This window comes from Herbivorax alkaliphila (genome assembly GCF_030848475.1).
Taxonomy (GTDB): Bacteria; Bacillota; Clostridia; order Acetivibrionales; family Acetivibrionaceae; genus Herbivorax.
Genome location: NZ_JAVDDS010000003.1, coordinates 56,746 through 76,371, shown reverse-complemented (window position 1 = coordinate 76,371; position 19,626 = coordinate 56,746). Strand labels below are relative to the sequence as shown.

The following is a 19,626-nucleotide window of genomic DNA, read 5'->3' as shown; positions in this document are numbered from 1 at the left end:
AAGTACAGCCTTTCGGTAGACTTTTTTGATGCCAGAAAGCAAAGAACTTTCTTAGCCATTAAAAAAATAAGGTGGAGCTTTAGCCCCACCTTATTTTTTATAGCAATATATTAATCAATATCGCACAACTTACCCATAAAGAGAATGGTGTCATTTACATCGTCTGCAATTACAAACATGAACGGTCTGTCTGCAATAAATTCTGGTCTTTCAATTGTAGGACCTGCTGCTGTAGGTGTTATTATTACTACCGTTGCGGCTGCTGCTTCTGTTCCCTCTTCATTTACTTCGATAACTGCCATGTGCTGAATATCGCTTATATATGAAGCAATTTCAAATATATTAGAAAAGTCTGCCAAACCTGCATCAAATGCATTTGTCATTCCTAAAGCCGTTAAGCTATCTACAATACTTTTAGCACCATATTCAATTTCAAAACGAGGCAATAGAAGTTTTACAGATTCTCTTTTAGAAATACTGTTTTTGATTTGATTCCACATATTAACATCCATATCTTCAATAAAATCATTTATTGATGTACCTTCGTCAGGAAGAATACAATACATAGAAACTTCGCCGTTTCCATAAGGCAATCTGACAGCCTTGTATTCATCACCTTCGCCATATTCTATTTCGCTTCTCTTATACATCATCATAATATCTTTACTACTTCCGTCTTCCATATAGAATGCTTTCTCATAAGAGTTATCAGCATCAAATTCTTCCGTCCAAGTTCCATTAAAATATATTGCTGATATAATATAGGTTAGAACTTCAGGGTTGATGGAACTAAGCATATTTTCTATCATGCCTTCTGTAGCACTAGAAATCCAGTTATTTAGTTCATTTAAAACACTTTGATCATTAAAATTCCTTGAAGAAACTAAAGCATCAAAAACATCCTCATTAACAGATTGGAAATCATCTTTAATTACATCGCCTTGTAGAGAGTTGAGCCAAATTGAATTGGCATTATTAATCTTAATTTTGTTATCAAGTTGGTCAAAATAATCTAATAAATATTTGTAGCTGGCATTAACATCTTCAATTTCAAGGTTGTCAAAACCTAAAACTTCAGCTATCTCATCTTTGGTTTCTGAATCTGCTCCTTGGTAAACCATAGATAGTGCAACAGAAATATTAAATGGAGAGATAAATACATTTTTATCTCCATCTTCTAGGTTAAGCTGATTGAAAATATCAAATGCAAAATTACTGTTGCCATCAATAAAGCCATCACTTATGTTTTCATTAATAACGTTGTTATTTTCTTCTACAGGAAATACATCTATCGTACCAAGAATATAACGCTGCAAAAGAACACAATCGGAACTGTCTATAACACCATCTCCATTTAAATCTGCTAAGACTTTTTCTTCCTCTGACAGCTGGCGTACAGATAGAATATGTCTCTTTAACATTGCATAGTCTGTAGAATTTATAATGCCGTCTCCAGTTAAATCGCCATAGAGAGGGGAATAAACAATATGAGCAACTTCATCATTTTCAATAAGCCAATCTCTTTCAGTAATCCAATCCCTTTCGATGATTAAATCTCTTTCAGTGCCAAAAGCAAATGGTGCCAGTAAAGTTGAGTTAAACATAACAAAAACAAGACCACAAACAATCATTTTTTTAAACATAAAAACGCCTCCTTTAAAATAAAAAAATATATTAACTTCAAAATACGGATAACATAAATTGCTATATAGATAACAATAACGAAAACAGGTTGTAAAATAAACTACAAATATATTTTCACAACTGAAATACATGTAAAACATAACTGTATATAGTATTATTTTATCAAATAATTCAGAAAACAACAATGCTTCTTTAATAGTTTCATCTTATTCTAACACTCCATCCTCTATAGGGTAGAGTTGCTCTTTGAAGTACATCCTAAGTAAATATGGTGAGGTTTCGATTGTTTTTATGGTTCACTTTATATAAATTGTGGTATAATACAAATTAAGAGACTACTAAGCAATGCTTTAGAAATAATGACCTATTTTCAATGACAAAATTCCTATGATTTAACGGATTTTGAGTGATGAGAATGGGATGAAATTTCTTGGGAATTACTAATTAGAAAGGTATAAACTTAATGGATAAATTTATGAAAGAAGCTGTAGATGAAGCCGTGGCGGGAGTAAATGAAAATCATGGAGGCCCTTTTGGAGCAGTTATAGTAAAGGATGGGGAAATTATTTCTAGGGCACACAATGAAGTAATTAAAAATAATGATCCTACAGACCATGCGGAGATGATAGCAATAAGGGAAGCTTCAAAGAAGCTAGGGAGATTCGATCTTTCAGATTGTGAACTATATACTTCCTGTGAACCTTGTCCAATGTGCTTTGCAGCTATGCACTGGGCCAAAATACAAAAAGTATATTATGGGTGTACCAGAGAAGATGCAGCTAGTATTGGTTTTGACGATAATTACATATATGATGTAATAAAAGGTGTTGCAAAAGAAAAGCAGGTAAACCTTAAGCAAATAGGAAGAGAGTTAGGTATGAAAGCTTTTAAATTGTGGGAAGGTAAAAGTGACAAGGTTAAATATTAAAATGAAGGACGTAAAGTCGAAAGCTACTCAGACTACGTCTAGTTAGGTTTATAGATGGCTGGTATGCTTAGCATAAAAAAGCTTTAAAAAATTATTGACATTAAACTAAAGCACTGGTAAAATGTTTATTAACTATATACAGGAAAGTGCAAAGGCTGTGAAGGAAAAAAGATACACATTATTACAGTAGAGAGCTGGTGGGTGGTGAAAATCAGTGGATGGTGTGTATGGATAACTCGTTCTGGAGCTTCATTGTTGAAATATTAGTAGGCAATGACGTTAATCTGCGTTAAGGTTAGGGAGCATTTTATATGCTCTACAGAGGGCATGCTTTAAGGGTGTGTCAAATCAGGGTGGTACCGCGTAGGATATCCCTTCGTCCCTGCAAAATCAATTTGCATGGATGAAGGGTTTAATTTTACTTAAAAGGGAAATATAAATTTCAAGAAGGTGTTAAATATGAAAATTACAGGAGCACAAGCAATAATAAAGTCGTTAGAAAATGAAAAGGTGGATATTATTTTTGGGTATCCGGGAGCAACCATATGTCCCTTTTACGATGCATTGGTGGATTCTAATATTAAGCATATACTTACAAGAATCGAGCAGGGGGCAGCTCATGCAGCTAACGCTTATGCCAGAGTAACTGGTAAAACAGGTGTATGCGTTGCTACATCAGGTCCTGGAGCTACGAACCTTATAACAGGCATTGCAACAGCTTATATGGATTCAATACCGATGGTTGCAATTACAGGGCAGGTATCATCAGAACTGGTAGGTAGGGATGTCTTTCAAGAGGCGGATATAACAGGGGCAACAGCTTCTTTTTGTAAGCACAGCTATCTTGTAAAAGATCAAAGGGAATTGCCAAGGATTATTAAGGAAGCTTTTTATATAGCATCTACAGGAAGACCAGGTCCTGTAGTTATAGATATACCTGTTGATATGCAGACAAGGGAGTTGGAGTTTGAATATCCTAAAAGTGTTGATATTAAAGGATACAAACCAAATTACGAAGGACATTCTCTTCAAATAAAGAGAGTTGTTGAAGCCATATCAGAAGCAAAAAAACCATTAATATGTGCCGGTGGTGGTATAATAAGAGCTGGTGCATCAAAGGAACTTGTGGAATTTGCAGAAAAGTGCAATATACCTGTAACCACCACACTTATGGGAATAGGTTCTATACCCTATGATAATCCATTGAATTTAGGGATGTTGGGTTCTCATGGTGTTCATGTTGCAAACCATGCTGTTCACAATGCAGATCTTTTGATTATTATGGGGGCAAGAGTTGGGGACAGGGCAGTAGGTTCTCCAAGTCAGGTAGAAAATAAAGCTAAAATAGTTCATATTGATATTGATCCTGCCGAAATTGGTAAAAACATTAAAGTGGAAATTCCTGTAACAGGGGATGTTAAAAAAGCATTAGAACAGCTTATTAGTAAAGCAGAAAAGGGAAATATAGATGAATGGTTAACTAAAATAAAAGGAATAAAGGAAGAGCATAAGTTAAAAGCAGATTTAAAAAGTGAGAATGGTTTTGTTAATCCTAAGCATGTTCTCTCTACTTTGACAAAAAACATGGACGAAAATACCATTGTCACAACAGAAGTCGGCCAAAATCAGATCTGGGCTGCCAATTGGGTGGGAATTAAGAAACCAGGCACATTTATAACATCTGGAGGTATGGGGACAATGGGATATGGTATTCCAGCGGCAGTAGGTGCAAAAATAGGTTTGCCTTCAGAAAAAGTTATTTGTATAGCAGGTGACGGCAGTTTTCAAATGTCTATGAATGAGCTTGGAACTATAAAGCAAAATGGTATTGGAGTTAAGATTATTCTTTTTAACAACTCTAGGCTTGGACTTGTAAGCGAAATACAGAAGGTGAAATTTTGCAGTAGGTACTCTGGAGTATCTTTAGGTGAAAATCCTGATTTTATAAAACTGTTTGAAGCATATGGTTTTAAGGGAAAAAGAGTTGATAAAAATTCTCAGGTTGAGCAATCAATAAAAGAAATGCTCTCAGATGATAAACCGTATCTTTTAGAATGTATGGTTGATTATGAGGAGTCAACGCTTTAAGCTTATTTACTTTGATTGCAGCTTAAGTTGTAATAAGAGTTTATATAATAGAAAATTTACTGGAGTAAGGAGGTTGTATTAATGGCAAAACACACTCTATCAGTTTTAGTTGAAAACCATGCTGGAGTTTTATCAAGAGTAGCTGGGTTATTTAGTAGAAGAGGATTTAATATTGACAGCTTGGCAGTTGGAGTGACAGAGAATCCTGAAATTTCAAGAATTACCATTGTTGTTGACGGAGACGATTATATTGTTGAGCAGGTTGGCAAACAGCTTAATAAACTTGTAGATGTAATAAAGATAAAGAAGCTCTACAAGGATGAATCTGTAGGACGAGAACTGGCACTTATAAAGGTTGAGGCTAATACGTCAACAAGATCTGAAATAATTCAGATTGTAGAAATATTTAGGGCAAATATAGTTGATGTATCAAAAGACACGCTTACTATCGAAATATCCGGGCAAACCAACAAAGTTGCAGCTTTAGAAGACATGTTAAATCAGTTTGGCATTAAGGAAATTGTAAGAACAGGTAAAATTGCCATCGAAAGAGGCAATAAATATATAAGAGCTAACAATAATGATGAGGAGTGATTTTAATGGCGAAAATGTATTATGAAAGTGATTGTAATCTTGATTTATTAAAAGGTAAAACTGTGGCGATTTTAGGATATGGTAGTCAGGGGCATGCACATGCACAAAACTTGAAAGATAGCGGAGTGGATGTTGTTGTTGGATTATCTCCTACATCTAAAAGCAGACAAAAGGTGGCTGATGATGGACTTAAGGTTGTTGATACTGCTGAAGCAGCAAAACTTGGTGACTTAATAATGATTCTTGTTCCTGATCAGGTACAGAAGACAATTTATGAAAAAAGCATAAAAGAAAATTTACAGTCTGGTAACGTGTTGATGTTTGCTCATGGATTTAACATTCAATATTGCCAAATAGATCCGCCGGAAGACGTTGATGTTGTAATGGTTGCACCTAAAGGACCAGGACACACTGTGAGAAGTCAATATGTAGAAGGTAAGGGAGTACCTTCATTGATAGCTATACATCAAGATGCTTCAGGAAAAGCGAAAGATTATGCACTGGCGTATGCATCTGGAATAGGAGCTGGTAAAGCAGGCATCATCGAAACAACATTTAGAGAAGAGACAGAAACGGATCTTTTTGGTGAACAGGCAGTGCTTTGTGGTGGAGTTACTGAATTGATGAAGGCAGGTTTTGAAACATTGGTAAATGCAGGTTACCAACCTGAAATAGCTTATTTTGAATGTGTACATGAGATGAAGCTTATTGTAGATATGGTTATCCAAGGTGGTTTCTCATACATGAGGTACTCAATAAGTGAAACTGCAGAATATGGTGACTATGTAACAGGAAAAAGAGTTATAACTGATGAGACAAGAAAAGAAATGAAGAAAGTACTTACAGAAATACAAAATGGTACGTTTGCTTCAAACTGGATTTCTGAAAATAATTCAGGAGGAAGAGCAAACTTCCTATCAATGAGAACTATGGAAACAGAACATCAGGTTGAGAAGGTTGGAGCTGAATTGAGAAAAATGATGAGTTGGTTAAAATAGTAAACAATATTTATAGTTTTGCGAAGAAAATATATTTTCTTCGCAAACTATAAAAAAACCATTGGTTAATAGAAAAATAAAATGAAGTTATTTATAAATATGGGATTGATTGTGTACGATTGGAGGTATAAATATGACAGATAGAATAAAAATATTTGATACTACATTAAGAGATGGAGAGCAAACTCCAGGAGTTAATTTGAATATTCATGAAAAATTGGAGATTGCATGGCAGTTAGAAAAATTAGGAGTAGATGTTATTGAAGCGGGATTTGCTATTGCGTCTCCTGGTGATTTCGAGGCAGTTAAAGCAATTTCAGAAAATGTAAAAAATGTTTCTGTTGCAAGCCTTTGCAGAGCGGTAGAAAAGGATATTGATAGAGCTTGGGAAGCTGTTAAAGGTGCAAAGAGTCCGAGAATTCATACCTTTATTGCAACTTCTGATATTCATATGAAGTATAAGCTTAAAATGTCAGAAGAAAAAGTGCTTGAAAGAGCTGTGGAAATGGTTAAATATGCAAAGAAATATTGTAATGAAATAGAGTTTTCAGCAGAGGATGCCAGCAGAACAAGGCCTGAATTTTTATTTAAAGTTTTGGAAAGTGTAATAGATGCAGGTGCTGTTGTTGTTAATATACCTGATACTGTAGGTTACACAACCCCAGCAGAATATGGTGTTTTGATAAAATCAATTAAAGAGAATGTTTCAAATATTGACAAAGCAGATATAAGTGTTCATTGTCATAATGACTTAGGGTTAGCTGTAGCCAATTCCCTTGCAGCTGTAGCAAATGGAGCAACACAGATAGAATGTACAATAAATGGATTAGGAGAAAGAGCAGGCAATGCAGCAGTTGAAGAGATAATAATGGGTTTAGAGACAAGAAAGGACTTTTATAATATAGGTCATAATTTTGATACAACACAGATATACAGAACAAGCAAGCTGGTTTCAAGCCTTACAGGCATTAAAGTTCAACCTAACAAGGCAATAGTGGGGTCTAATGCATTTGCACATGAGTCGGGAATTCATCAGCATGGTGTTTTGTCTGAAAAAACCACTTATGAGATAATGACACCTGAATCCATTGGACTTTCTAAAAATAGAATGGTATTGGGAAAACTTTCAGGGCGACATGCTTTTGAAGAAAGGCTTAAAGAACTTGGATATACTACTTTGACAACTGAGGAAATACAAAAAGCATTTGTAATGTTCAAGGATTTGGCAGATAAAAAGAAAGTTGTACTTGATAAAGATATTGAGGCACTTGTAGAAGAGAAAGTTTCAGAAGTTGTTGAAATATATGAACTGGATAGTTTTCAGATTACCAGTGGTAACAAGAGTGTTTCAACTGCTACCATTTCTCTTAAAAAGAATGAAGAAATACTTACAGAGGCTGCAACAGGTGATGGTCCTGTAAATGCCGCTTTCAATGCTATGGAGAGAGTAGTGGGTGTGATTTTTACACTTGAAGATTACTCTTTAGCAGCAGTTACAGAAGGAAAGGATGCATTAGGCGAAGTTACAGTTAGAGTTGCTAAAGATGATGAAATATTTATAGGACGAGGTGTAAGTGTTGATGTTATAGAGGCCAGTGTAAAAGCATATTTAAATGCGATTAACAGAGCAATAAGCGAAGGGGAAAGTTAGGAGGTAATGGAAATGAAAAAAGTTTTAATATATGACTCTATACTTCGAGATGGTGCTCAGGCTAAAGGAATTTCCTTTAGTGTTGAGGATAAGCTAAAAATCGTTGAGAAGCTGGACAGTATTGGGGTAGCATATATTGAAGCAGGTAATCCTGGTTCTAATCCTAAAGATTTGGAATTTTTTGAGAGGGTAAAAAAAATCAATCTAAAACATTCAAAGGTTATTGCCTTTGGAAGCACACGAAGGGTTAACAAACCTGTGGAAGAAGATGCCAACGTAAAATCTCTTTTGAAGGCTGATACACCTGCTATAGCAATATTTGGAAAGAGTTGGGGGTTCCAAGTTACTGAAATTTTGAAAACCACATTGGATGAAAACTTAAGCATGATTCGTGATACCATAGCTTTTTTTAAAAACAAAAATAAAGAAGTGGTTTTTGACGCAGAGCATTTTTTTGATGGGTACAAGGCTGATCCAGAATATGCTATTAAAACACTTAGAGCAGCATCAGAGGGTGGTGCCGACAGCTTGTGCCTTTGTGACACAAATGGAGGGACATTTCCTGATGAGATATACGAGATAACATCAAGGGTGGTAAAAGAATTTAAAGAAGATATAGGAATTCACTGTCATAATGATACTGGTATGGCAGTTGCTAATTCAATTATGGCAGTTAAGGCAGGAGCTGTTCAGGTTCAGGGAACTATGAATGGTTATGGGGAAAGAATAGGTAATGCAAACCTGACTACAATAATACCTAACTTACAGCTAAAAGATGAGTATAGTTGTATACTTGAAGACAGTATTTCTGAGTTTACAACAACATCTAAATATATAAGTGAAATAGCAAATGTTCTTCATGATGAAAGAGCTCCTTATGTAGGGAATTTTGCCTTTGCTCATAAGGCGGGTATGCATGCTGATGCAGTAAATAAAAATCCTACAGCATATGAGCATATAGCTCCTGAAACTGTGGGGAATGAAAGAGTATTTCTTATGTCTGAAGTTGCAGGAAGAAGTGCACTGCTAAACTTTGTAAACAGCTTTGATAAATCTATAACTAGAGACTCTCCAGAGACTAAAGTGATTTTGGAAAAGCTCAAAGAAATGGAATTTAAAGGTTACCAATATGAAGGAGCAGAGAGTTCACTTGAGTTGATAATACGCAAGATTTTAGGCAAGTACAAGCCTCATTTTGATTTGGGAGAGTTTAAAGTGCTTGTAAATGAGCCTTCAATCAGCAAAGCAAATTCCTCTGCAATAATAAAAATCAATGTAGATGGTCAGCAAGAAATGACAGCAGATGAGGGCGATGGACCTGTAAATGCATTGGATAATGCATTGAGAAAAGCTTTAGAGAGATTTTATCCTCAGATAAAAGATATGAAACTTACAGATTATAAGGTAAGAGTTCTTGACTCAAGTTCTGCAACAGCTGCAAAAGTTAGAGTTTTAATTGAGTCTACAGACGGAAAAGAAGTCTGGACAACAATTGGTGTATCAACAGACATAATTGAGGCAAGCTGGCAAGCTCTTGTTGATTCAATAGAGTATAAACTTATTGAAGAAAAATAAGACAGGGGGACGGTTCTCTTGTCTCACTTAGAAAAGGAAAGGCAAAATGATATTAACTGGAAAATTATACAGAGAAAATAAAATAATAAAAGAATCTAAAATAGATAGAAGAGGCCAGGAAAAATCATTTAGAGATGAACTGGAAGATACTTTAATTAATCTTTGTAGAGAATTGGATATTCCTGTGCCTTTGTGGCTTGATAAAAATACGTCTGAATTTGTTCGATATAGAAAAACTTTTTTTACAAAAGATCAATTTGTTGAGAAAGTCAAATTTGATAGATTCGAAATAAGAGCCGAAATATGAGACAGTGAGACAGGGGGGCGGTTCCCTTGTCTCAATTTGTATTTGTGTTTTTTAAGGTTTATTGATATAATAAATATTAACGTTTTTCTATTTCTCTTCTTAGAATATAGGAGGCATCTATGCACCCTAATGTTATCAATCAGAGAGTTGAAAGTATTAAAAATAGTGAGGAAGATATAAATAAATTCGTAGAAGAATACAAGCCGTTTATTGCTGCGTGTGCAAAAAAAGTTGCAGGCAGGTATGTTTCCTATGGATGTGATGATGAACTCAGTATTGGATTAATTGCTTTTGTTGAAGCAATTAAAGCATATAAAAGCTCTAAGGGTAACTTTCTATCTTTTTCTCAAAATGTAATTAAAAGAAGAATTATTGATTACTATAGAAAAGAAAAAAAGCATGCAGAGGTACTTTCTTTAAAAAGCAACAATAATGATGAGGAAAGTGAAATTGATCTTTCGGTGATGAAATCTTTGGAAAATTACTCTAAAGAAGAAGCCAGCGAGTATCGACGGTTAGAACTACAGCAATTGAGTCAGGAATTGGAAGAGTGGAATATATCTTTTTTAGAACTTGTAAAAATATCTCCTAAACATAAAAGTACACGACTTGTAGTGTCACAGATAGTCAGATTTATACTTTCAAGAAGAGAAATGTTAGAGGGGATAAAAAAAAGCAAGACCATACCAATGGCTGAAATAGAGAAACATTTGAAAATACCAAGAAAAAAAATAGAGAGGTTTAGAAAATACATAATAACAGTTTTATTAATATACACAGGGGATTATCAGTTTATAAAAGAATATGTTAACTATATAAATGGGATATAAATAAAAAGCAAAGAAATTTCAAATTTCTTTGCTTTTTTAAGAATGTTACATTTCTAAGATTATTGATTTTAAGTTTTAAATCTACCTAAAGATAGGTCACTTTAATTTAGGTTTTAATACTATAGTTGCCAATGGTGGAACTTTTACATTTATAGAATATGGTTTATCGTGGAAAGCGGAAGATTGTGCATTAATAGGTTCAAAATTCCCAACGTTACTTCCACCATATTTTTCCCAGTCACTGTTGAAAACTTCTGTATATTCAGTGTCAAAAGGCACTCCTATGCGATAATCATCATGTGGGGTAGGTGTGAAATTACACAAAAATACTAAAGAATCACGCCAGTCCTTACCTTTTCGTATAAATGATATAATGCTGTGTTCATTATCATTACAATCTATCCACTCAAAACCTTCATAGTGAAAATCAACTTCAAATAAAGCTTTTTCATTTTTATAAAGGGCATTTAAATCTCTTACATAATTTTGCATTTTTGTGTGCATGTCATAGTCTAATAAGTGCCAATCCAAGCTTTGCTTATAGTTCCATTCAATAAACTGAGCAAATTCGCAACCCATAAATAAAAGTTTTTTTCCAGGATGACCATACATATAACCGTAGCTAGCACGGAGTCCAGCAAACTTTTGCCAGTAATCCCCAGGCATTTTTTCTATCATTGAACATTTTCCATGTACTACTTCATCGTGAGAAAGAACTAATATGAAGTTTTCTGAGAAGGCATACATTAAGGAAAAAGTTACAAGGTTTTGATGATGCTTACGATATACAGAGTCCATACTCATATAAGTTAAGAAATCATTCATCCAACCCATATTCCATTTATATGAAAAACCTAATCCACCAACATAGGGAGGCTTTGTTACAAGAGCCCAAGAAGTAGATTCTTCAGCCACCATTGTAACACCAGGGTAATAGCCATATACTGTAGAATTCAATTGACGCATAAAGTCTATAGCATCAACATTTTCTTTTCCACCCCAGCGATTAGGAAGCCATTGACCATCTTTTTTACCATAGTCTAAATAAAGCATGGATGCAACTGCATCAACTCTAAGTCCGTCAATATGGTATTTTTCAAGCCAGAATAAAGCATTTGATATTAAAAAGTTTTTAACTTCAAGTCTTCCATAATTAAATACATGAGTACCCCAGTCAGGATGCTCACCCTGTTTTTCATCATAGTGCTCATAAAGTGCAGTTCCATCAAACCTTGCTAGGCCATGTCCGTCTTTTGGAAAGTGAGCAGGTACCCAGTCAACTAGCACCCCTATGCCATTTTGGTGACATTTATCTACAAAATACATAAAGTCTTTTGGCTCGCCATGTCTGCTTGTTGCTGCATAGTATCCAGTTATTTGATATCCCCATGATCCATCAAAGGGGTGTTCTGAAACAGGAAGAAGTTGGATATGTGTGTACCCCATGTATTTTACGTACTCAACCAAATCATCTGCTAGTTCCCTGTATGTATGGAATCCGTTTTCATCATTTGAAACTCTTTTCCATGATCCTAGATGAACTTCATATACAGAGATTGGTTTTTCAAAATTACTATTATTATCTCTTTCCTTCATCCATTCATCGTCATTCCATTTGTAATCATCTATATCGTATACTATTGAAGCGGTATTTGGCCTTAATTCACAATAAAAGGCATATGGATCTGTTTTAACATATAATTCATCATGAGGTGTTTTAATTTCATATTTATACAGGTCGCCTTGCTTAAGACCTGGAATAAACAACTCCCAAATACCAGATGGACCTCTAGACCTCATAACGTGCCTTCTGCCATCCCATTGATTAAAACTGCCGACAACACTTACTCTCTTTGCACAGGGAGCCCAGACAGCAAATAGAGTACCTTGAACACCATCGATAGTCATCATGTGAGCACCAAGTTTATCATATATCTTATGATGGTTACCTTCATTAAAAAGGTGGAAGTCAAGGTCAGTCAAAACTGGCAGAAAACTATATGGGTCATAAGTGGAAAATGTGTTTCCTGTACTGTCCGTTACTTCCAAAACATACTTGAAAAAACCTGATTTTTCCTTTAACAACACTTCAAAAAACCCTCTGTCGTCTACTAGAGTCATTTGATATTTAGTATCACTGGAAACATCAATCACATAAATTTCCTCAGCATTTGGGAAAAAAGCTCTTACTACCATGGACTTTTCTTCTTCTAGGTAATGCATACCTAAAACGCTGAATGGATCTGAATGTTCGGCATTAATAACTCTTGAAATTTCATCATAATTTGCAGTTGTTTTCACCATAATTCATACCTCTTTTTTTTTGTATTTTTTTTAGTATAAACATTATATTTTTTTATTATTAATATAAAACAATCCAAATAATAAAGAATAACGTTTTTCTTGATAATAAAGGAACATATAACTGATTTTTTATGAACAGTTGGAACCGATTACACAGCTTTGCTAATATTATACTAGTGCTCAAATTCCAAATTAAAAACTACGTAAAAATCTAATCTTTTAAAATATCAGATGAAGTAGATTTTTCACCTGATTTACAGGCTCTACATTAGCAAGATTGCTATAATTTTGAAACACACTTAAATTTATTTATTGGCAAGTATAATAATACCATACTTTAAGTGACTATTTCAAATATATTTTATTATTTTTTTAAATTTTACTATAAAAAATTTCTTTAACATACTGACACCATTGTAAAAGACACAATAAATATTATATACAAAAAAATAAATAATATTCTATTCTTATAACGCTTTTATCTATAATTACGTAGGAAATAAAAGAGGAACTTATTTAAGCAGTAAACCCTTAAAAATTATCAATTTTGATTCAAAAAAAAAACAGTTTTTCAATATGAATTTAAGGTGTAAAACAGATTGCGAATATACGTTCGGTATGGTATTATATATATTATTAGCAATAGGGAGAGGATGGCAAACATGAAAGAATTGGCAAATATGACATTTGTAGATTTATTTGCAGGAATAGGAGGATTCAGAATAGCACTTGAGAAATTTGGAGCTAAATGTGTATTCACATCTGAATGGGACAAATATGCTCAAAAAACATACGAAACTAATTTTGGAGAAACTCCGAAGGGAGATATATCTTTGATTAGTGAAAAAGATATATCTCCACATGATATTTTATGTGCAGGATTTCCGTGTCAAGCTTTTAGTATTAGTGGTAAACAACAAGGTTTTGAGGATTCAAGAGGAACACTTTTTTTTGAAATAGCAAGAATTGTTAAATGCCACAAACCTAAGATATTATTCTTGGAAAATGTAGCAAATTTAAAAAATCATTCTGATGGAAAAAGTATATTAAGAATGGTAGAGATACTTGAGGATATGGGATATAAAGTTTTTTATGAGGTTTTGAATGCTAGTAACTATGGAGTGCCACAGTCTAGAAAAAGAGTCTATTTTATTGCATTTAGGCAAAATTTGCATGTTGAAAATTTTGAATTTCCTTTACCTACAAATGAAGATGTTGCTTTAGAAGATATATTGGTAAGTAATAATGAAGCGTCAAATTATATCATTAATAGAGAAGATATTATGCTTAAGAATATTGAGGTAGCAGAAAGGGCTAATCGTCCCATTCGAGTAGGAATAATAAACAAAGGTGGGCAAGGTGACAGAATTTATAGTCCAAAAGGTCATGCAATAACGTTATCAGCTTATGGAGGCGGATCTGGTGCTAAAACAGGAGCATATCTAGTAGATGGAGTTATTCGAAAGTTATCTCCTAAAGAGTGTCTTGCCGCTCTGGGGTTTCCAGAGGGGTATATTTTACCAGTTAGTGATTCGCAAGCATGGAAGCAATGTGGCAATTCTGTAGCAGTACCTGTTTTAATTAAAATAATGGAGCAAGTTGTAAGTAATGCCAGTGTTATGAAAATGATGACAAATTTAAAAAGAGATTCAATAAAAAAAGTAGGTTAATATTTACTTAATTGCATTTAAGAATTCATTTAAATCTTTTTCATCTTGTTCCTTTTTCAGTTGTATTGAAAAAATAACATTTGCATTATTTGTATTTGAGAGCGTTCTTACTAAGTATTTATTACCATGTTCATTAAATTGAAATTTGTAGTCATTACCTTGAATTTTTGTTTTGTCAGGCAATATGTAGTCTGTGACTAGATATGCCTTTTTTTCTTCTCTTAGAATAGTGCAGGGAGAGAAATTTTTTTCGAAAATTTCTTTTATTTCACCGTCATACTTTTTTGGTAAATTTCTGGAACCGCTTTTTTTAACTCTAAAATCTCCTGTAATCTCAAAATAATCTCCATATTTATTAATTGGGAAAATGACGAAATCGCTATGTCTGCCTGAACTTATTAAAAATCTCACATCTTTGTTTTTGTAATATCCTTTAATCCAGTTTTCAAAAATAAAAGTAGGTAAATTGATGGGTATAGAGTTAGTAGAAACATTTTTGAAGGTTTCATAATTAGAGTTTATATAGTTAACAATTAAGTCTATGAACTCATTTTTATTGGATTTATTTTTAGTGCTAAATATGAATTTATAATCATTATTTAATAAAACAAATTGTCCACTTTGTGATTTGGGCATTTTAGACTCTATATTAAATAATGATTTCCCATTTTTTACAACTTTGATATCTGAATTTGTTGAATCACTTTGTCCTGTACCGATAAATTTTAAGTCTGAACTTCCATATGTGCAATTTAAAAAATCAACACAAGAATTTTCAAAGGCTCTCCATTTTTCCAAGATAGACACCTCCATTTATATTATTCAATAAATAATTTAAAAATTTTTATATCTAAAGCTGTTGCAATTTTTTGAATGTTGTCTAAGGATATACTTCTTTCAGCTCTTTCCACAGCACTAATATAAGTTCTATGTAAACCAGATATTTCAGCTAGTTTTTCTTGGCTTATATTTTTCTGATTACGATATTTACGGACATTCGAGCTAAACAATTTTTTTATATCTTCCATAAGTTAAATAGTTCCTCCTATATTTTAAAGTTTAATAAATCAATACAATAAGTCTACAGACAATAAGTATCATAAATAATTATACTATCACATTTACAAGTGATTAAATTTAAAAAATACATTGTTCTTCACCTTTAATATATCATCCTCCTACCATATATTAATTAGGATTCAAAAAAAATATATGGTAAAATAATATATATTTCATGAATCTTTCTTAAATTAGAGAAAGACCAAAAAACATATAAGGAATTGATATTTAATATGAAATTGATAAAAAATGGATTGGTATTTCACAATAAAAGTTTTGAAAAAAAAGATATATTAATTGACGGTACTAAAATTGTGAATATTGGAAAAGATATAACTGAAAATGAGTGCAAAATTATAGATGCTTATAACTGCTGGGTTTTGCCGGGATTTATTGACATACATACCCATGGTGGCATAGGGTGTGATGTAATGACTGGAAAATATGAAGAGCTTGATAAATTATCTTATTTTTTTGCGTCAAAGGGAGTAACGTCCTTTTTACCTGTGGTAATGACAGGAGCTATAGAAGAAATGCTGGGTGCATTGAGAAATATTAAGCTGGCAATTAGAAAAAAGACTTCTGGTGCAAAAATAATTGGTATTAATATGGAAGGCCCCTTTATAAACCATGAATATAAAGGGGCTCATCCTATAGAGCACATAACCCTTCCATCTATCGAACTTTTAGAAAGGTTTATAGATGAAGCTGGTGGTAGTATCAGCATGATGACAATGGCACCAGAACTTGAAGGTGTGTTTGAACTTGTAAATCATTTTAAAGAAAGTGGGATAGTTTTTTGTGCAGGTCACACAGCAGCAGACTATAATATGGCGACAAATGCTTTTGAGAGAGGATTTAGTCATGTAACCCACCTGTTTAATGCCATGGCCAGAATGCACCATAGAAGCCCTGGACTTGCAGGTGCAGCTTTAGAAAAAGAGAACATATCTGTAGAACTTATTGGCGATGGTATTCATGTTAATCCTGCATTTATAAAGATGGCTTTAAAATGCAAATCTTCTGATAACATTATTTTAATAACAGATTCAATAATAGCAACTGGTCTTGAAAGTGGAAGTTATTATTTTGCAGGAAAAGAGATATATGTTGAAAATGGTGTTTCGAAGGATAAAAATGGTGTAATAGCTGGGGGTACTATTACAATGATTGATGCAATGAAAAACATGGTGCAAAAGTGGGATATCCCCATTAAAGATTGTATAAAGATGATTGTTGAAAATCCTTCAAAGATAGCAGGAGTTTTCAATAAAAAAGGAAGTTTATCATACGGGAAAGATGCTGATATTATAATTGTGGACAAAAATATGAATGTATTATTAACAATGGCTGAGGGAAATATAGTATATAAAGCTTGAATACTATAGTCTCATTTCTTTCATGTATATTTTAACACAGTTTCTGCCAGATTGTTTTGCCTTGTAAAGTGCTACATCGGCAGTTTTTAAAAGAGTATTTTTGTTGGTTGCATACATTGGAAAAGCACTAACACCAAGGCTGCAAGTAATATTTGGAATTTGAATGTTGTTCATTTTAGGCATAGGCTCTGTAGCAACTGATTGTCTTATTCTTTCAGCAATTGTTAAAGCTGTTCCAGTATCTGTAGAAGGCAAAATAGCTATAAACTCTTCTCCCCCATATCTTGCAACCAAGTCGGTTCTTCTGAGACATCTTAATATAACCTGAGAGAACACTACAAGAACTGAATCCCCAGCCGCGTGACCGAATGTATCATTGACATGTTTAAAGTGGTCAATGTCAAGCATGATAACACTTAGTTTGCTTGAAGTTTCAATTTGATTTTCTAAATACTGTTCAAGGAAACTTCTGTTATATAATTTAGTAAGTTTGTCGGTAGTTGCCTTTTTATTAAGTTGATGAAGTGTTCTTTTACTGCTTATTATTGGTTTGGCAACTTCAATATATGATTTTAACTTTGATATTACTGTGTCATCAAAAAAGTATCTTGATTTTGTATAAAGCTGAAGTATACCCAATGTAAGATTTCCATTGGTTATAGGGAGACAGACATAACTACCTGTTTTATGTTCTGTGAGCTGATAAGCACAGGTTATATCAGTAGCAATATTTTTCACACGACAATCACGCCCATACTTTATCAAAGGACAATTTCTTGGCTCCATCCTACAAAGGGGCATTCTTTCATTTGTTATGCGTTGCCATGTAATATCATTGGCTGATCTGTCGTTTCTGTAAAATAATGTCACATGACTCACTAAATGCATATTTCTCACAAAAGTGTACAGTGTTTCATATACCTCAATTTCAGAAGTGGATCTATGCAAAACATCAGTGAAATTTTTGAAGTTCTTCAATTCTTTAGCGTGAGCATGCTGTTTTGATAAAATGTTCAACAGAATACTTGATATCACAATAATAGCTGTATATAATACTCCAGCATATATAGTTGCAAATTTTGTTAAATCTTCTGAAACATTGTTACTGTACCAATCAAAAATAATGAAGGTAGGTACAGAAAGTCCTGCTCCGGCAAGTATTGCTATTATTATTAGGCTAAAGGTTCCTAAGCGTCTTCTCAAAGGAGATTTTTTTAACACATCATCACCCTTTCCATAAGGATGTCTAGCATTACAAATTAGCTTGATGTTTACAAAAAAAGTAAGTTTCATGGTTTTTTAGTCAATAACGGTGGATAACTTGTAATGGTAAATTTTGAAATTGAAAAATGCCAGAAAATTAAACATATAAAAACATTGCTTTTTTTTATGTTTAATTCTATAAAAGCAAGTAAATTATTCACTCCCCCTAGTGTGATACTTGATAATTTTAATTTTCTCTTTCTATATATTATATGATACCATATAACTTGAGTTTTGGGAATAGTTTTGTGAATCCATTATGTAACAGTTAGTTTTCAAATGTTGAATTGGTAAGCTTTTCAATAAGTTTTGAAGGGAATAAAAAAATATTTATGCAAAATTGAAAAAATAGGTTGTAATAGAGGTAATTATATGATATAATCTTAGATTGTAAAATCCTTGCTCTGTTTTATAAAACAGAGCCGTTAGTCCGGGAGGAGGTGAAGAAGAATGTTAAATAATTATGAAACTATTTTTATTATCAATCCGGAATTAGATGAAGAAAATACTAATTCTCTTATCGAGAAATTTAAAAACCTGATAGAGTCCTCAGCTGAATTGGAGAATATTGACGAGTGGGGAAAGAGAAAGCTGGCTTATCCAATTGACGATTTTAATGAAGGATATTATGTATTGATTAATTTTACCGCTAAATCGGATTTTCCTCAGGAGCTTGAGAGGATGTATAAGATAACCGATGGAATTATCAAGGATATTATTATTAAAAAGGATAATTAGGGTGATGTTATGAATAAGGTTATTTTGATGGGAAGACTTACAAAGGATCCAGAACTTAGGTACACAAATACAAACAATGTTCCGGTTTGTAGTTTTAGGTTAGCTGTGGACAGGCGTTTTTCTAAGCAAAACGACGAAGAACAGGCTGATTTTTTCCCTGTTGTCGCATGGAGTAAGAATGCAGAATTTTGTTCAAACTACTTTCAGAAAGGCAAGAAAGTTGTAGTGGTAGGTAGGTTGCAGACGAGGACATGGGATGACAATGAAGGAAAGAGAAATTATATAACTGAAGTTGTTGCAGAAGAAACTTATTTTGCGGAAAGTAAAAAAGTAGAAAATTCTTATAATAATGATTATGGTTCTAAGGATACTAATGAACAGCCTTCACAGGGATTCAATCCTGTGGATGATGACGATGAGTTGCCATTTTAAGTAGTTGTTTAAAGACAATGTACTAAAAATATTTTATCAGGTTTCGCCGTAAGACACCTTCTTTAAGGTGGGTGATATAAGGCGAGGTTTTAATAGTCTTCAACGTAAGACACCTTTCCTTAAAACGGGTTGCATAGGGAAAGAACAGTAGTGTGCCAATTTTACG

17 protein-coding genes and 1 other annotated feature are annotated in these 19,626 nt (G+C 33.4%); of the genes, 12 read left to right on the top strand and 5 right to left on the bottom strand.

Features of this window, described 5'->3' with window-relative positions; translation table 11 throughout:
- Positions 1–110 precede the first annotated feature (110 nt).
- Positions 111–1,643, bottom strand: a complete 1,533-nt coding sequence (locus tag RBH29_RS01730) for a serpin family protein (protein ID WP_306694696.1) — start codon at positions 1,641–1,643, stop codon at positions 111–113.
- A 464-nt stretch (positions 1,644–2,107) separates the two neighbouring features.
- Between RBH29_RS01730 and RBH29_RS01725 the strand changes: the two genes are divergently transcribed.
- From RBH29_RS01725 to sigI, 8 genes are all read left to right on the top strand, one after another.
- Complete coding sequence (locus RBH29_RS01725) at positions 2,108–2,572, top strand: nucleoside deaminase (RefSeq protein WP_306694695.1); 465 nt, start codon at positions 2,108–2,110, stop codon at positions 2,570–2,572.
- 148 nt (positions 2,573–2,720) lie between these two features.
- Positions 2,721–2,959, top strand: a binding site (T-box leader).
- Positions 2,960–3,031: 72 nt separating this feature from the next.
- Positions 3,032–4,660 (top strand): biosynthetic-type acetolactate synthase large subunit, encoded by a 1,629-nt coding sequence (gene ilvB / locus RBH29_RS01720; protein WP_306694693.1) that lies wholly within the window; start codon positions 3,032–3,034, stop codon positions 4,658–4,660.
- Positions 4,661–4,741: 81 nt separating this feature from the next.
- The gene (ilvN, locus tag RBH29_RS01715; protein WP_306694691.1) at positions 4,742–5,254 is read left to right on the top strand and encodes an acetolactate synthase small subunit; all 513 of its coding nucleotides are present in this window, start codon (positions 4,742–4,744) and stop codon (positions 5,252–5,254) included.
- A gap of 5 nt (positions 5,255–5,259) precedes the next feature.
- A complete protein-coding gene (gene ilvC / locus RBH29_RS01710; protein WP_306694689.1) occupies positions 5,260–6,252 on the top strand; it encodes a ketol-acid reductoisomerase in 993 nt (330 codons plus the stop codon).
- A 133-nt stretch (positions 6,253–6,385) separates the two neighbouring features.
- Positions 6,386–7,903: a 2-isopropylmalate synthase gene (locus tag RBH29_RS01705; protein WP_306694688.1), complete on the top strand. Its 1,518-nt coding sequence runs from the start codon at positions 6,386–6,388 to the stop codon at positions 7,901–7,903.
- Between the two features lie 6 nt (positions 7,904–7,909).
- On the top strand, positions 7,910–9,478 hold the full coding sequence (gene cimA / locus RBH29_RS01700) for a citramalate synthase (RefSeq protein WP_459076746.1): 1,569 nt from the start codon (positions 7,910–7,912) through the stop codon (positions 9,476–9,478).
- A gap of 46 nt (positions 9,479–9,524) precedes the next feature.
- Positions 9,525–9,785 carry a hypothetical protein gene (locus tag RBH29_RS01695; protein WP_306694685.1) on the top strand — a complete coding sequence of 87 codons (261 nt, stop codon included), beginning with the start codon at positions 9,525–9,527 and terminating at the stop codon, positions 9,783–9,785.
- 119 nt (positions 9,786–9,904) lie between these two features.
- Positions 9,905–10,615 (top strand): RNA polymerase sigma factor SigI, encoded by a 711-nt coding sequence (sigI, locus tag RBH29_RS01690; protein ID WP_306694683.1) that lies wholly within the window; start codon positions 9,905–9,907, stop codon positions 10,613–10,615.
- 96 nt (positions 10,616–10,711) lie between these two features.
- Here the strand turns inward: sigI and glgB are convergent, their stop codons facing one another.
- Entirely contained in the window at positions 10,712–12,919 is a 2,208-nt protein-coding gene (glgB, locus tag RBH29_RS01685) for a 1,4-alpha-glucan branching protein GlgB (RefSeq protein ID WP_306694682.1), read from the bottom strand.
- A gap of 662 nt (positions 12,920–13,581) precedes the next feature.
- On the opposite strand from glgB, the gene dcm reads away from it, so the two are divergent.
- Positions 13,582–14,589 carry a DNA (cytosine-5-)-methyltransferase gene (gene dcm, locus RBH29_RS01680; RefSeq protein WP_306694681.1) on the top strand — a complete coding sequence of 336 codons (1,008 nt, stop codon included), beginning with the start codon at positions 13,582–13,584 and terminating at the stop codon, positions 14,587–14,589.
- Between the two features lie 3 nt (positions 14,590–14,592).
- Here dcm and RBH29_RS01675 read toward each other — a convergent pair whose 3' ends face one another.
- Together RBH29_RS01675 and RBH29_RS01670 are read right to left on the bottom strand one after the other, a co-directional pair.
- Positions 14,593–15,387, bottom strand: a complete 795-nt coding sequence (locus RBH29_RS01675) for a PDDEXK family nuclease (protein WP_306694680.1) — start codon at positions 15,385–15,387, stop codon at positions 14,593–14,595.
- 20 nt (positions 15,388–15,407) lie between these two features.
- Positions 15,408–15,617 carry a helix-turn-helix domain-containing protein gene (locus tag RBH29_RS01670; RefSeq protein WP_306694679.1) on the bottom strand — a complete coding sequence of 70 codons (210 nt, stop codon included), beginning with the start codon at positions 15,615–15,617 and terminating at the stop codon, positions 15,408–15,410.
- Positions 15,618–15,881: 264 nt separating this feature from the next.
- Between RBH29_RS01670 and nagA the strand changes: the two genes are divergently transcribed.
- Positions 15,882–17,027 carry an N-acetylglucosamine-6-phosphate deacetylase gene (nagA, locus tag RBH29_RS01665; RefSeq protein WP_306694677.1) on the top strand — a complete coding sequence of 382 codons (1,146 nt, stop codon included), beginning with the start codon at positions 15,882–15,884 and terminating at the stop codon, positions 17,025–17,027.
- A 3-nt stretch (positions 17,028–17,030) separates the two neighbouring features.
- Here nagA and RBH29_RS01660 read toward each other — a convergent pair whose 3' ends face one another.
- Complete coding sequence (locus RBH29_RS01660; protein ID WP_306694676.1) at positions 17,031–18,248, bottom strand: sensor domain-containing diguanylate cyclase; 1,218 nt, start codon at positions 18,246–18,248, stop codon at positions 17,031–17,033.
- A gap of 492 nt (positions 18,249–18,740) precedes the next feature.
- On the opposite strand from RBH29_RS01660, the gene rpsF reads away from it, so the two are divergent.
- Both rpsF and RBH29_RS01650 read left to right on the top strand, forming a co-directional pair.
- On the top strand, positions 18,741–19,028 hold the full coding sequence (gene rpsF / locus RBH29_RS01655) for a 30S ribosomal protein S6 (protein WP_306694674.1): 288 nt from the start codon (positions 18,741–18,743) through the stop codon (positions 19,026–19,028).
- Between the two features lie 9 nt (positions 19,029–19,037).
- On the top strand, positions 19,038–19,460 hold the full coding sequence (locus RBH29_RS01650) for a single-stranded DNA-binding protein (RefSeq protein WP_306694673.1): 423 nt from the start codon (positions 19,038–19,040) through the stop codon (positions 19,458–19,460).
- Positions 19,461–19,626 lie beyond the last annotated feature (166 nt).

Excerpts from the sequence above, each read along its gene's own strand:
- RBH29_RS01650 (WP_306694673.1), top strand. The coding sequence starts at position 19,038 with ATGAATAAGGTTATTTTGATGGGAAGACTTACAAAGGATCCAGAACTT.
- RBH29_RS01705 (WP_306694688.1), top strand. The coding sequence starts at position 6,386 with ATGACAGATAGAATAAAAATATTTGATACTACATTAAGAGATGGAGAG.
- ilvN (WP_306694691.1), top strand. The coding sequence starts at position 4,742 with ATGGCAAAACACACTCTATCAGTTTTAGTTGAAAACCATGCTGGAGTT.
- RBH29_RS01725 (WP_306694695.1), top strand. The coding sequence starts at position 2,108 with ATGGATAAATTTATGAAAGAAGCTGTAGATGAAGCCGTGGCGGGAGTA.
- ilvC (WP_306694689.1), top strand. The coding sequence starts at position 5,260 with ATGGCGAAAATGTATTATGAAAGTGATTGTAATCTTGATTTATTAAAA.
- ilvB (WP_306694693.1), top strand. The coding sequence starts at position 3,032 with ATGAAAATTACAGGAGCACAAGCAATAATAAAGTCGTTAGAAAATGAA.
- RBH29_RS01730 (WP_306694696.1), bottom strand. The coding sequence starts at position 1,643 with ATGTTTAAAAAAATGATTGTTTGTGGTCTTGTTTTTGTTATGTTTAAC.
- RBH29_RS01670 (WP_306694679.1), bottom strand. The coding sequence starts at position 15,617 with ATGGAAGATATAAAAAAATTGTTTAGCTCGAATGTCCGTAAATATCGT.
- sigI (WP_306694683.1), top strand. The coding sequence starts at position 9,905 with ATGCACCCTAATGTTATCAATCAGAGAGTTGAAAGTATTAAAAATAGT.
- cimA (WP_459076746.1), top strand. The coding sequence starts at position 7,910 with ATGGAAATGAAAAAAGTTTTAATATATGACTCTATACTTCGAGATGGT.
- RBH29_RS01695 (WP_306694685.1), top strand. The coding sequence starts at position 9,525 with ATGATATTAACTGGAAAATTATACAGAGAAAATAAAATAATAAAAGAA.
- rpsF (WP_306694674.1), top strand. The coding sequence starts at position 18,741 with ATGTTAAATAATTATGAAACTATTTTTATTATCAATCCGGAATTAGAT.
- dcm (WP_306694681.1), top strand. The coding sequence starts at position 13,582 with ATGAAAGAATTGGCAAATATGACATTTGTAGATTTATTTGCAGGAATA.
- glgB (WP_306694682.1), bottom strand. The coding sequence starts at position 12,919 with ATGGTGAAAACAACTGCAAATTATGATGAAATTTCAAGAGTTATTAAT.
- nagA (WP_306694677.1), top strand. The coding sequence starts at position 15,882 with ATGAAATTGATAAAAAATGGATTGGTATTTCACAATAAAAGTTTTGAA.